The 12,508-nt window shown below is 72.3% G+C and carries 11 protein-coding genes; 2 read left to right on the top strand and 9 right to left on the bottom strand.

What is annotated here, in order from left to right:
* Window positions 1-134: 134 nt before the first annotated feature.
* Window positions 135-1,217: a hypothetical protein gene (locus tag IRX98_RS15250; protein WP_224278166.1), complete on the bottom strand. Its 1,083-nt coding sequence runs from the start codon at window positions 1,215-1,217 to the stop codon at window positions 135-137.
* 32 nt (window positions 1,218-1,249) lie between these two features.
* Between IRX98_RS15250 and IRX98_RS15245 the strand changes: the two genes are divergently transcribed.
* Window positions 1,250-1,690: a VanZ family protein gene (locus IRX98_RS15245; RefSeq protein ID WP_224278206.1), complete on the top strand. Its 441-nt coding sequence runs from the start codon at window positions 1,250-1,252 to the stop codon at window positions 1,688-1,690.
* Here the strand turns inward: IRX98_RS15245 and IRX98_RS23565 are convergent.
* Both IRX98_RS23565 and IRX98_RS15235 read right to left on the bottom strand, forming a co-directional pair.
* On the bottom strand, window positions 1,626-1,916 hold the full coding sequence (locus IRX98_RS23565; RefSeq protein WP_224278164.1) for a PqqD family peptide modification chaperone: 291 nt from the start codon (window positions 1,914-1,916) through the stop codon (window positions 1,626-1,628). The genes IRX98_RS15245 and IRX98_RS23565 overlap by 65 nt on opposite strands.
* The gene (locus tag IRX98_RS15235; RefSeq protein WP_224278162.1) at window positions 1,913-2,770 is read right to left on the bottom strand and encodes a nucleotidyltransferase family protein; all 858 of its coding nucleotides are present in this window, start codon (window positions 2,768-2,770) and stop codon (window positions 1,913-1,915) included. The genes IRX98_RS23565 and IRX98_RS15235 overlap by 4 nt, the downstream gene beginning before the upstream one ends.
* Before the next feature lie 81 nt (window positions 2,771-2,851).
* On the opposite strand from IRX98_RS15235, the gene IRX98_RS15230 reads away from it, so the two are divergent.
* Window positions 2,852-4,393: a tyrosine-protein kinase domain-containing protein gene (locus IRX98_RS15230; protein WP_224278160.1), complete on the top strand. Its 1,542-nt coding sequence runs from the start codon at window positions 2,852-2,854 to the stop codon at window positions 4,391-4,393.
* Between the two features lie 17 nt (window positions 4,394-4,410).
* Here the strand turns inward: IRX98_RS15230 and IRX98_RS15225 are convergent, their stop codons facing one another.
* The 6 genes from IRX98_RS15225 to IRX98_RS15200 are packed head-to-tail and all read right to left on the bottom strand — an operon-like array spanning window position 4,411 to window position 12,452.
* The gene (locus IRX98_RS15225) at window positions 4,411-5,826 is read right to left on the bottom strand and encodes a sugar transferase (RefSeq protein WP_224278158.1); all 1,416 of its coding nucleotides are present in this window, start codon (window positions 5,824-5,826) and stop codon (window positions 4,411-4,413) included.
* A gap of 1 nt (window position 5,827) precedes the next feature.
* Complete coding sequence (locus IRX98_RS15220) at window positions 5,828-6,940, bottom strand: glycosyltransferase (protein WP_224278157.1); 1,113 nt, start codon at window positions 6,938-6,940, stop codon at window positions 5,828-5,830.
* Window positions 6,937-7,959 (bottom strand): glycosyltransferase family 4 protein, encoded by a 1,023-nt coding sequence (locus IRX98_RS15215; RefSeq protein WP_224278154.1) that lies wholly within the window; start codon window positions 7,957-7,959, stop codon window positions 6,937-6,939. Before IRX98_RS15215 ends, IRX98_RS15220 begins: the two co-directional genes overlap by 4 nt.
* Window positions 7,952-9,103, bottom strand: a complete 1,152-nt coding sequence (locus tag IRX98_RS15210; protein ID WP_224278152.1) for a hypothetical protein — start codon at window positions 9,101-9,103, stop codon at window positions 7,952-7,954. The genes IRX98_RS15215 and IRX98_RS15210 overlap by 8 nt, the downstream gene beginning before the upstream one ends.
* Entirely contained in the window at window positions 9,100-10,188 is a 1,089-nt protein-coding gene (locus IRX98_RS15205; protein ID WP_224278150.1) for a glycosyltransferase family 4 protein, read from the bottom strand. Before IRX98_RS15205 ends, IRX98_RS15210 begins: the two co-directional genes overlap by 4 nt.
* Window positions 10,179-12,452, bottom strand: a complete 2,274-nt coding sequence (locus IRX98_RS15200) for an N-acetylneuraminate synthase family protein (RefSeq protein WP_224278148.1) — start codon at window positions 12,450-12,452, stop codon at window positions 10,179-10,181. Before IRX98_RS15200 ends, IRX98_RS15205 begins: the two co-directional genes overlap by 10 nt.
* Between the last annotated feature and the right edge of the window lie 56 nt (window positions 12,453-12,508).

Raw genomic sequence — 12,508 nt, 5'->3', positions numbered from 1 at the left:
CGTCCGCGGGCTCGAAGTCGGCGGCCCGGGGGTCAAGGTTCCGGTCCCAAACTGGAGCCTCACCCGCGAAGTTTCGGGGTGGAGGCTCCAGTTTCCCCGGGTACCCGGGGAACGCGACGACAGGGAAGGAGCCCTCAGCCCGCCGGCCACGAGAGCGGCGGGGCGATCATCCCCTCGTCGGTCATGAGCGCGAGCGCGTCGGAGACCAGGCCGGGCGCCTCGGGGTGCTCGCCCCAGAGCTCCTGGGCCCGGGCGACGAGCTCGCCGGCCGAGCAGGGCACCTCGAGCGCCAGCCAGATCACGACGCCGAGACCGGCGAGCACGTGGACCCGGTCGTCGACCATCAGCACCAGCTCGTCGTCGTACTCCACCGCGTCGCGCCACGGGGCGCGGGTCCAGGTGTCGCCCGGCGGGGCGGGTACGTCGGCGACGCCGGGGTGGTGCAGCCGCGGGGCGGGCGGCTGGCCCTCGACGTCGAGCAGGTGGACGAGGTCGTCGATCCAGTCGGCGAACTCGCGGTAGTGCAGCGCCCAGGCGCCGCCGCAGGCGTCGATCGTGTCGGCCAGGCGCAGGATCGGGTGCTCGAGGAGGGCCAGCGAGGAGCTCTGGGTCACCATCTCGGCGATCGCGTGCGCGGGCGCGAGCGGCACCAGGCCGTCGTCGTCCTCGCCGCGGTGCAGCAGCACGATGCGGTGCAGCCAGGCCTGCGCGGGCGGGTGCACCAGGCCGAGCTCGTCGGGCGACAGGGACTGCTTGAGGTGCGGTGACCCGCCGGCGGGGATGACGGACAGCGGCTTGGGGTGCGGGTGCACGGCCAGGGTGGCGTCGACGGAGGTGGTCTCGTCGGTGAGGTAGCCCAGCCGCCCGGCCAGCTGGCGTACGGCGGTGGTCTTGCCGGTCCCCGACGCCCCGACCAGCGCGAGGGCGCGGCCCTCGGGGTCGGCGACGGCGCCGGCGTGGAGGTTGATGCGCCGCCCGGCGGTGGCCTCGAGCGCGGCCATGGTGACGCGGGAGGTGATGGCGTAGTCGTGGACGATGTCGTCGGTCCCGTTGCCGGTGAGGTCGGTGAGGTCGACGACCGTGACGGGCGCGGCGTCGGTGAGCGCGCGGCTCCACTGCCCGCGCAGGCGGTCGACGGCGTCGCCGGTGACGGGGATCCCGATCGGCACCCCGAGGGCCGCCACCACCACGGCCGGCGGACCTGCCTGTGTGCTCACGGCGCCCACTCTAGGGTGGCGCCGTGAGCTGGATGCGCGATCACCGGATGCTGGTGGTCGCGTCGGTGGCGTACGCCGTCGGGCTCGGTGTGCTGGTGGCCGGGCCCTGGGGCCAGGACCTCAACGACCTGACCGTGCGGTGCTACACGTTCTTCCGCTACGACTGGCCGATCGCGCCGGAATGGGCGCTGCCGCACCACTACGGCGTGCTGCTCAACGTGCTGCTCTTCGTGCCGGTGGGCGCGCTGCTGGTCGCTCTCCTGCGGGGGAGGTGGTGGACGGCGGTGCTGGTGGCGGGGGTGTGCTCGGCAGCCATCGAGGTCGTCCAGTCGCGCTGGCTCGAGCGGATCGGCAGCGTCGACGACCTCGTCGCCAACACCCTGGGTGCGGCGCTCGGCGCGCTCGCGCTCACTCTTCGCAGACGACACCGATCACGACGAGCTGGTCGACCAGCGTCGCCACGTCCTCGCTGATCTCCTCGGGCGCGACGTCGGTCATCGCCGCGGCGGCGGCGGTGATCTCCGCCAGCGTGCCGCCCTCGGCGATCGCCAGCCACACCACGCACCCCGAGCCCTCGAGCAGGATCGGCGGACCCTTCGGCAGGCGGGTGAGGTAGGCCGTGGGCACCTCGCCGCCGTCGAGGTCCTCCTCGCTGACCCACGCGATGTCGTCGGCGATGCGGTAGTGGAGCTCGCTCACGTGCGCCTCACCCGGCTCGAGAGCTCGGTGACGGCGCGTCGCACCCGCAGCCGCTGTCGGGCCCGCACCTCGGTGCGGGTCGGTGCGCGCCCGAGCTCCATGCGCAGGTGGTCGCGGTTGACCCGCATCGCGGCGGTCAGCAGCTCGGCCTTGGCGCGCACCGTGGTCGCCGCGGCGAGGCGGGCGCGCCACTCGTCGAGCCGGCTCCCGCCCTGCGTGACGTGGCGCCAGAGCAGGTAGGTCGGGTCGTCGCGGTGCAGCTCGAGCTCGCCGATGCCGGCGGCGAGCGCGACCTCGGCGCGCAGCTCGGCGGCGAGGGCGCGTACGGCGTCCTGCTCGTGCGGCTCGGCGCCGCTCCACGCGTGGTCGAGGTCGGCGGTGCCGCCCGAGCGTGCGGAGTGGAGCACGAGGATCAGCCGCTGGGCGGTGCGGTCGGGCACGTGGCAGTCGCGGTGGGCGATGGGGCGTACGACGCGGTCGCGGGCGAGGACGTCGAAGGCCTGCTCGGCGTCGACGGTGACCCCCGGCCAGCTGACGTGCACGTCGACCCAGCCCCAGTCGTCGTGCCACCAGTTCGCGGCGTGGGCGAAGACGGACCCGGTGGCGAAGCCGGTGCGCTGCTCGAAGCCCACCGACTCCACGGCGGCGACGAGACGGGAGAGGTGGCTCGGGCGGACCAGGACGTCGACGTCGCTGGAGTGGCGGCCCTCAGCCCGCAGCCCCGGCAGGACGGCGGGTCCCTTGAGGTGGAGCAGGTCGATGCCGGCGTCGTCGGCGAGCTTCTGGACGACGGCGTGGGCGAGGTGGACACGTGCGGCGATGGGCGCCGCCCGTACGTCCGAATCCTCGCTCATGCGGCCATCGTGCCAGCCGCGCCTCGGCGAGTGTCGCCGAATCGGCCGGGCGGTCGCGGTGCACGGCCTACACTCGCGAGCATGACGTTCGGGGACTTCGTTCGGCTGAGCCGCGCCTACGTGTGGGTGCTGGTCGGCTGCACGATCCTCGGCGCCCTCCTGATGATCGGCAAGACCACCCGCGACCCGGTGCTCTACTCGGCGACCTCTTCGGGACTGGTGCGGGTCGGCCAGGCGACCACGGCCGGTGAGGAGCAGGGCAACGCCACGCTCGCCGAAGACAAGGCGAACCTCTACGCCTTCCTCGTCTCGACCACCCCGGTCGCCGAGCAGGTGGTCGAGGACCTCGACCTCGCCATCCCGCCGAGCGCCATCGCGGGACGCTTCTCGGCCTCGGTCGACGCAGAGGTCAACTCCCTCACCGTCTCGGCCGTCGGCAGCACGCCCGAGGAGGCGCGCGACCTCGCCAACGCCGTCGTCGAGGCGGTCGTCGTCGTCGCCCAGCAGATCGAGACCGGCGAGGAGAACCCGCGCGAGGAGCCGCTCACGCGGATCATCCCGCTCGAGCAGGCGCAGCTGCCAAGCGCGCCGTTCACACCGGACTACCGCAACGCCGCGATGAAGGGGGCGATCGGCGGCCTCGCGCTGGCCTACGCCTTCCTCGTGGGCCGCCGCCTGGTCGACCGCCGCATCCGTTCCGCCAAGCACGTCGAGGACGCCACTGGCGCCTCCGTGCTGGGCATCATCCCCAAGGAGGACGCGCTGGGCCGTGTCCACCGCGGGGTGCGTGGCGACCTGGGACGGGCCGCAGAGGCCTTCCGCCAGCTGCGCACCAACCTGCGCTTCGTCGACGTCGACAACGAGCCCCGGCGCATCGTGGTCACCTCCGCGTTGGCCGGCGAGGGCAAGTCGACGGTCTCCTCCAACATCGCCCGCCTCGTCGCCCAGGCCGGCACCCCGGTGCTGCTCATCGACGCCGACCTGCGTCGCCCGATGATCGCGACGACCTTCGAGGTCGACGGGGCCGTCGGCCTCACCCAGGCGCTGGCCGGTGACGTCGACGTGCGCGAGGTCATCATCGAGTCCGGCATGCCCAACCTGAGCCTGCTGCCGGCCGGGCGGATCCCGCCCAACCCGAGCGAGCTGCTCGGCTCGCTGCGGATGAAGCAGTTCGTCGACGAGCTCTCGGTCGACTACCTCGTGATCCTCGACGCCCCGCCGCTGCTGCCGGTGACCGACGCCGGTCTCCTGTCGGCCTTCTGCGACGGTGCCCTGCTGGTCCAGGCGGCCGGCAAGACGCAGATCGAGCAGAGCCAGCAGTGCCGCCGCATCCTCGACCAGGTCGGCAGCCGCCTGCTCGGCGTCGTGCTCAACAAGGCGCCGGTCAAGGGCGCCGCCGCGATCGCCTACGGCGGTGGCTACGGCAGCTACGGAGGCTATGGCGGCTACAAGGCGGAGTACGGCTCCCGCGAGGCCTACTCGACCGCGGGCAAGGGCCGACGGCGCAAGCAGGCGAAGAGCGAGGCCAAGGCCGAGGCGAAGGCCCAGTCGAAGGCCGAGTCGAAGACCGAGGCCAAGGCTGAGAAGAACGCCGACGCGCCGGAGAAGGCCGCGAAGTCCTGACCCCGCGAGGGACAGGGTCAGTACGCCCCGCGGCTGGCCAGCACAGCGGTGACCGTGCGCGCCAGGATGAGCAGGTCCTGGACCATCGACCAGTTGTCGACGTAGTAGAGGTCGAGGCGCACGGTGTCCTCCCACGAGAGGTCCGAGCGCCCGGAGACCTGCCAGAGGCCGGTCATGCCGGGCAGCACGTTGAGCCGGCGCAGCATGTCGTCCTCGTACTTCTCGACCTCCGCCGGCAGCGGCGGGCGCGGGCCGACGAGGCTCATCTCGCCGCGTACGACGTTCCAGAGCTGGGGCAGCTCGTCGAGCGAGAAGCGGCGGATGAAGCGCCCAGGCCGGGTCACGCGCGGGTCGGTCGTCGACTTGAAGAGGACGTGGTCGGCGCGCGGGTCGAGGTCGGCAAGGCGCTGCTCGGCGTCCACCGACATGGAGCGCAGCTTGAGGCAGGTGAACTCGGCACCCTCGCGCCCGACGCGGGTCTGGCGGAAGAGCGCCGGACCGCCGTCGTGGCGCTTGACCCAGATCATCAGGAAGGCCAGCAGCGGCCAGACGAGGAGGAGGATGGTGAGTGCCCCGACGACGTCGAAGGCGCGCTTGGCGTCGTTGGTGGCCAGCTGCGAGCGCGAGCGGCCCAGGTGCATCAGCGGCAGGCCCGCCACCGGTCGGATCCGGACCCGCTCGCTGGAGACGTCGGTGACGTTGGGCGCCACGATGATCTGCACGTTGGCGTGGTCCTCGAGGTCCCACGCCAGGCGTCGCAGCGCGGTGGAGGAGCTGACGGCGCCTGCGGTGAAGAAGACGATGTCGGGCGCGAGCTCGTCGACCACCGCACGTACGTCCTCGCTGTGCCCGAGGACCTCGAGGCCGGTGGAGGTGCGCTCCAGCCCGGCGTAGTCGCTCGGCACCAGGCACCCCATCACGGAGTAGCCCAGCCACGACTCGCGCGCCAGCACCGTGTGGATCTCGCCGATGTAGCCCGGCGTCCCGACCAGGATCACCTTCTCGTTGAAGTGCCCGGTGCTGCGCAGGCGCTGGATGACCCGGCGCGAGATGAGCCGCCCGATCAGCAGCAGCAGCACGCCGATCGGGAAGAGCAGGACGAAGAAGCCCCGGGAGAGGGGGTACTGCATGAGGAACGCCATCGTCGCGACGAGGGCCGCGGTGAAGAAGGAGGCGTTGACGACGAGCTTGAACTCCTCGGTGCCCGCGCCGAAGACGTGGCGCTCGTAGGTGCCGAAGATCGAGAGCATGACGATCCAGGTCGCGACGAAGAAGCCGCTCGCCAGGACCGTGTTCTCCAGGACGTCGCCGGAGGTGGCGAAGATCGGCAGCGTGAGCCGGAACCGGATGGCCATCGCAGTCGCGGCCGTGATCATGACGAGGTCGATGACCCCGATGAACCACGGGAGGAGGCGGATGCCTTCTGGCCGCACGTCAGAGCCCCCTGTCTTCCCGCAGTGCGATCGAGCGGATCCGGTCGATGAAGCGGGCCTCCCCGAACTCCTCGGCCCGCATCACGAGTCTGTCAGGGTCCCAGCCGTGGTGGTCGGACTTCTCGAGCGCGGCGGTGATGAGCTCGGGCTCGGGGCTGTCGAAGAACATCCCGGTCTCGCCCTCGACGACGGTCTCGAGGAAGCCGCCGCCGCGCAGCGCCACCGCCGGGACACCGAAGGCCGCAGCCTCGAGCGGGGTCAGGCCGAAGTCCTCGTGGCTGGCCGCGACGAGCACGTCCGCGCCGGCGTACACCGCGCGGAGCTGGGCGTCGCTGAGCCCGCCGAGCAGCCGCACGTTCGCCGGCAGGGTGGCCCGCAGCCGTGCCTCCTCGGGGCCGCGTCCGACGACGACGAGGCGCCGTCCGGTGCCGCGTACGGCCTCGATGACGGCGTCCACGTTCTTGTAGGGCAGCAGCCGCGAGACCACGAGCGCGTAGCCGGGGTCCCAGCCCGCGAGCTCGGGCACCGCCTCACGGGGGGCCGAGGCGTCCATGCCGTGGGGCGGCGGCAGGAGCTCGGCGTCACGGCCGTACGTCGTCGCGATCCGCTGCTGCACCACGCGGCTGTTGGCGAGGTAGACGTCGACCTGCGCGGCCCGGTCGCGGTCCCAGCGCTTGAGCATCGGCCGCATCGCCAGCAGGGGCGGGCCGAGGGGGGAGCGCCACGCGGTGCCGCCGAGGTACTCGTCGGTCTGGTAGAGCCAGCGGGCCGGGTTGTGGCAGTAGACGACCGTGCGGCCGGGGGCGTCGAAGCCGTGCGCCCAGCCGCTGCTCGAGGCGACGACGACGTCGGCGTCGACGCGCATCCGGGAGGCGGCGGGAGCCAGGAGCGGGAGCGCGAGGCGGTGGTCGCGCCGGAAGGCACCGATGCGGTTGAGCGGCGAGGTGCGGATGTCGGCGCCGGCGAAGTCGGGGTAGGTGCCGTCGGGGTCGTAGAGGGTGGTGTGGACCGGCGCCTCGGGGAAGGCGCGCATCAGGCTCAGCACCACGCGCTCGGCTCCGCCGCGCTGGGTGAGGTAGTCGTGGGCGATCGCCACGCTCGCTCGCGCGCTCATGACACCCCCAGGTCCGTCAGCAGTCGCTCCACCCGCGACCGGCCGGCCTGCGGTGAGTACTCATCCTCCCAACGCTCGCGCGCCCGGTCGGTCACGAGGCGCACCTCCTCGGGCGTCGCGGCGAGCGCGCGGGCGACGACGGCTGCGAGGTCGTCGGCGTCGCCGGCCCGGGCGACCCAGGGGTGCTCGGGCCCGGCGACCTCCGGCAGCGCGCCGGCGTCGGAGACGACGAAGGGGACGCCGGCAGCCATCGCCTCGGCGGCGACGAGGCCGAAGGACTCCGCGACCCGGCTCGGGAAGACCGCCAGGTCGACCTCGGCGAAGAAGGCCGCGGGCGTCACCCAGCCCAGGCGGCGCACGCGGTCGCCGATGCTGGTCAGTGCCTCGGCGACGGGCAGCTGCTGCTCGGCCGGCACCCAGCGGTCGTCGCCAGCCACGACGAGGGTGGTGCCGGCGAGGTCGGGCGCAGAGAGGGCACGCGCGACGAGGTCGGCGCCCTTGTCGGTGGAGAGCCGGCCCATGAATCCCACCCGGCTCTGCGACCCGCCACGGATTTCGGGCTCGACCGTGTCGGTCCAATTGGCAAACACCTGGGCGCCCGTGACCTGCGAGGCGAGGGCGTGCGAGGGCACCAGGACTCGCTCGGCCCCGACGCGCGCCACCGCGAGCGCGACGCGCTGGGCCCGCGAGCGTGGCAGCTGGTGAAGGTGGACGAAACGGCGACGGTGCCCGGCGGTGGCGAGGGAGGGCGCCAGCCCGTGGCACCAGAGCAGCCCCGTGCGATCGCGGCGGTCCCACGCACGGAGGCGGTGGAGGTGCTCGCGGCGGTCGCCGGCCCGGAGAGCGACGACCTCGGCGCCGACCGCGGCCGCCGCGTCGAGGACGTCGGTCGGCCGGTCGGGCGCGACCACGACCACGCAACGGCCCAGCGCGACCAGCGCCGCGGCGCACCGGACGAGCACCTGCTCGCCGCCGCCGAGGACCGCATGATTGGCGGCGAGGTGGATCGGCTCAGGCATCCGGCGGGACCTCCGCGGGTGACTGGAGCACATGGCCGAGGGCAAGGGCCACCGCGACGGCCATCGGTGTGTCGAGAAGTACCTCGCCCAGGGTGATCGCCATGACGCCGATGCCGATGATCGCGCCCTGCGCGCCCGCGGCCACCAGGTCGCCCGCCCGAGAATGGTCCGAGAGGCGGACGAAGGCAAGGACGAGCAGGGCCAGCACGAGCAGGAGAGCGCCCCAGCCGCCCTCCTGCCGGGTGGCGAGATAGCTGTTGTGGAAGAAGAAGTCGAGGTCGCGGATGTTCACGATCGCGGTGCCGGGGCCGTTGCCGTACCACGGCGCCCCTGCCAGCTCGACCTGCTCCTGGGCGATGATGCGGTCACGAAGCGCATCGCTGCCGGAGCGGTCGGAAAAGGGGCCGACGGTCGTCAGGCCCTGTGGGATGTTGTCGACCAGCCAGACCAGGGCGGCGGCCATGGCGGCTCCGCCGAAGGTCCCCAGTCGCCGGCCGATCAGCACCCAGACGGCGACGAACGCCCCCGCCAGCAGTCCGGTGCGCGAGAAGCACAGCACCAGGCCGACGACCATCGGCACGGCCACCGCCGCTCGGACCTTCCAGCGATCGTCGCAGAAGAAGATGGCCAGCGTGCCCAGCACTGCGATGAAGTAGGCGCCGGCGTTGGGGTCGCCGAGGAACCCGGTGAGCCGGTCGCCATAGGTGTCACCACCGACCCCGACGATCGCAAGACCGATGACGGCCATGAGGCCGGCAGCCAGCCCTGCGCCCACCGACCGCAGGGACAGCCGTCCCGTCCCGCCCGCCCAGATGAGGCCAGCGAGGATCCCGACGTGCCCGACCCGACGGGTCCACTCGACGTCATTGGTGACGCCGGAGTAGATCAGCAGCGCCAGGAGCGCGCCGAGCACGATGACGGCGAGCGCCGGCAGCCGAGCTCCACCGCGGGCCGGCCTGAAGAGACAGAGAACGACGAGCCCTGCCATTGCGAATTCGTTGACCGGGTATCCCGAGACCTCGAGCGCGCGGAACGGAAGCAGCGCCATCAACGCGAAGTCCGACATCCGGATCTCGCGATCGGCCTGCTCCGCCTTGGCCAGGGTGCGGTCGGGGAGCTCCCAGGGGGAGTCGGTGCGGCTCATCGCCCGGCTCCCGCAGATGCGTACGCCGTCGCGATCCACGCGCACATGTCGTCGACGCCGAGCCAGTCGTCAAGGCCAGGTCGCGTCGTCAGGTCGAGGCCTTGGCGCTCGAGCGCCTTCGCGACCGCGACGGTGTCGCCGGCGTCCACCAGCGAGGCGGACGGGAGGATCTCGGGGTTGCCGCCGACGTCGCTGGCGACGACGCCCATCCCGCGCGCTGCGGCGTCGAGCAGGGCGTAGGAGCAGTTCTCCCAGACCGACAGCATGGCCAGAACGTCGTGCTCGGCCATCGCGGCCTCCGGGTCGACGAAGCCCGGCATCGAGACGACGCCCGCGAGCCCGAGCCGCTCGAGCTGCGCCGTGAGCGCTTCCTGCTCGGGGCCGGTGCCGGCCAGCGTGAGCCGGGCCTCGGGTCGTGAGCGGTGCAGCTCGGCGAAGCCGTCGACCAGCGCGGGGAGCCGCTTCTCCGGCGACAGCCGGGCCAGCGACAGGATGCACAGCCCCGGCACCCTCGGTGGTTGAGGTGCGAGCGCAGCGGGCCTCGAAACCGCATCGACCCCGTTGGGAATGACCGTGACCGGCACTCGCGGGTGCCACTTCTCGCGCATCGCGTCGGCGGTGGCGCGGCTGACCGCGATGGCCGCGTCGAAGCGCCGCAGCCGCAGCGTGTGGACGCCCGCCATCACGCGCGCCTTGGCGCTGGAGCGGTGGTAGACCACGTCGTCGCGGGCGATGCCGTGCTCGGTGGTGACGAGCCGAGGGCCGCGGCCGCTCGCGAGGGCGACGACGATGTCGGCGTAGGACAGGTGGCTGTGCACGACGGCCGGGCGCTCGCGGCGTACGACCTCGCGCAGCGACGCCACGGACGCGCGCAGCCCGTGGTCGGGGCCGAAGGGAACCTCGACGACCGTGGCGCCGAGGTCGCGCAGCCGCTCCGGCAGCGCACCGGGAGGCGCGAGCACGACGAGACGCCAGCCCGGGATGCCCGCGCGGGCCACGTCGAGGACGTGGCGGGCCACCCCGGCCAGGTCGCTGACCGGGACCACCCAGAGCGCCGTCGGCGAAGGGGATGCCCTCAGAACCATTGCTCCAACCGCTCCAGGGCGATCCAGAAGCCCTCGCCGTCGTTGACGTGGCCCTGCCAGATCTCGGGGATGAAGCTCACCCCGGGCGCCATCGCGTCGAGCTGTTGGGCGAGCACGGCCCAGTCGATCTCGCCGTCGCCGACCTGCACGCCCTCGCCGTCGACGCCGGTGGCGTCGACGAGGTGGAGGTGCTCGGTGTGGGGCGCGAGCAGGTCGGTGGCCTCGGCGAACGACATGCCGAGGTAGTTGGCCGACAGCTTGGAGTGCGACACGTCGAAGCACAGCCTGCGGTCGTGCTCCTCGGCGAAGGCGGCGGTGTCGCGCGGGTCGACGAAGAGGTTGCAGTAGAGCTGGCCACCCATGTACCACGGGTAGGGCGGCAGCGTCTGCGCGCAGAGGCGTACGCCGGAGTCGTCGACGCGGGCGAGGCCCGCAGCCACGCGGGCGTACATCTGCTCGCGCTCGGCCGGCGCGACGAAGGCGTCGGTGGTGAAGCCGCCGAGGCTGGCCACGATGACCGGACCGGCGCTGTCGGCCTTTGCGTCAGCGCCCTTCGTGAAGTGCTGCTGCATCTCGCGGGTCGTGTCGACCACCCGCTGGAGCTCGCGGATCGAGCGCTCCCAGTGGGCGTCGTCCTCCGAGGCGAGGTTGAGCAGGAAGTCGCCGGCGAAGAGGTCGGGGGAGTGGGTGGTGAAGCCCATCGGCAGGCCGCCGGCGTACTTCGCGAAGACGTCGGCGACGGGGAGGTCGAGGTCCTTGTAGGAGAAGTGGAACTCGAGGAAGTCGGGGGTCGTGTCCTTCGTCATCGCGTCGATGTCGTGGTAGCGGACGGCCAGGCCCCAAGGGCGGCGGAAGGAGTAGTCGCGCCCGCGCGGGGCGGCGTCGCCGAGGTCGGTGGCGTAGAAGAAGTCGCCCGGGTCGAGCGCGCGCGAGGTGGTGCGCCCCACCAGCTTGTCGTACGCGTTGGGCTGGAGGCCGCGGCCGGGGCTCTTGATGTCGATGTCGGCGGCCAGCAGGGTCTCGCCGACCTCGATCCGGCGCGTGGCGACGAGCGACTTGGCGAGGTTGACGCGGTTCATCATCTCGCCGGTGGAGACCACACGGGGCGCGTTGGTGCCCAGCGCCTCCTCGACCTCGCGGACCCGCTGCACCATCTCCTTGAACTCGTCCGGGAGCAGGCTGACCTTGTGGTCGTTGCCCTCGAGCCCCCGGTCGACGGTGAAGTGCTTCTCGATGATGCGCGCGCCGAGTGCCACGGCGGCGACCGGCACGTGGAAGCCGCGCTCGTGGCCGGAGTAGCCGACCGGCGCCTGGGTGAGCTCGGCGAGTCGCGTCAGGTAGGCGAGGTTGATGTCCTTGAAGGGCGCCGGGTAGGTCGACTGACAGTGCAGGAACGCGTGGGCCACCCCGGTGCTGCGCACGACGTCGACGGTCTCGCGGATCTCGCCCTCGGTGGACATGCCGGTGGAGATGACCATGGGGGTGCCGCTGGCGGCCATGTGGCGCAGCAGGGCGTGGTTGGTCATGTCGGCGGAGGCGACCTTGAGCGAGGGGATGCCGTAGTCGACGAGCCGGTCCACGCTGACCGGGTCCCAGGCGGTGCACATGACGTCGATGCCGACGTCCTTGCAGTGGTCGAAGACCTCGAAGAGGCCGTCCGCGCCGAGGTTGTACTTGGCGAGGAGGTCGAGGGTGTATTGCGGGCCGAGGTCCTCGCCGCCCGAGCCGGAGGTGCCCTGGCGGTAGACCGACTCCATGTCGCGCAGCTGGAACTTCACGATGTCGGCGCCGGCCTCGACCGACAGGTCGACGAGCTGCTTGGCCAGCGACACGTCGCCCTGGTGGTTGATGCCGATCTCGGAGATCAGCAGCGCGGGGGCGTCGGGGGCGACGACGTGGCGCCCGATGCGCAGCTCGTCGGCGCGGTTGATCGCGATGGCGACCAGGTGGCCGCGCTCGTCGAGGAGGGCGACGTGGTCGATGCCGGAGCCGAAGGCGTGAGCGATCTCGGCAGGGCTGCTGCCGACCGGCAGGCTGCGCGGTGAGGTGTTGGCTGCCTCGATCGCAGGCACGTCGACGTCGAGGCTTGCGGCCCGGCTCAACCAGCGGCGGAAGTCGCCGTCGGACAGCACTCCGTCGAGGTGGCCGTGGGAGTCGACGAGGAAGATCACCCGCGACTTGTTGGCCGTGATCTTCTCCAGGGCCCGCAGCACCGGGTCGCCCGAATAGACGACGTAGGGCGTGAGGTCACGCTCGATGATCAACGCTGGGCCTTCCGATCGTGGTGCGGTCCGCACCACCGTAACCAGCGGATGGTCTC

It is taken from the genome of Nocardioides lacusdianchii, assembly GCF_020102855.1.
GTDB lineage: Bacteria > Actinomycetota > Actinomycetes > Propionibacteriales > Nocardioidaceae > Nocardioides > Nocardioides lacusdianchii.
The sequence above is the reverse complement of the archived record's forward strand: the minus strand, read 5'-3'. Positions and strand labels throughout refer to the sequence as shown.

Coding starts and splice junctions, on each gene's coding strand:
- IRX98_RS15245 (WP_224278206.1), top strand. CDS start 1,250: ATGCGCGATCACCGGATGCTGGTGGTCGCGTCGGTGGCGTACGCCGTC.
- IRX98_RS15235 (WP_224278162.1), bottom strand. CDS start 2,770: ATGAGCGAGGATTCGGACGTACGGGCGGCGCCCATCGCCGCACGTGTC.
- IRX98_RS15230 (WP_224278160.1), top strand. CDS start 2,852: ATGACGTTCGGGGACTTCGTTCGGCTGAGCCGCGCCTACGTGTGGGTG.
- IRX98_RS15220 (WP_224278157.1), bottom strand. CDS start 6,940: ATGAGCGCGCGAGCGAGCGTGGCGATCGCCCACGACTACCTCACCCAG.
- IRX98_RS15215 (WP_224278154.1), bottom strand. CDS start 7,959: ATGCCTGAGCCGATCCACCTCGCCGCCAATCATGCGGTCCTCGGCGGC.
- IRX98_RS15210 (WP_224278152.1), bottom strand. CDS start 9,103: ATGAGCCGCACCGACTCCCCCTGGGAGCTCCCCGACCGCACCCTGGCC.
- IRX98_RS15205 (WP_224278150.1), bottom strand. CDS start 10,188: ATGGTTCTGAGGGCATCCCCTTCGCCGACGGCGCTCTGGGTGGTCCCG.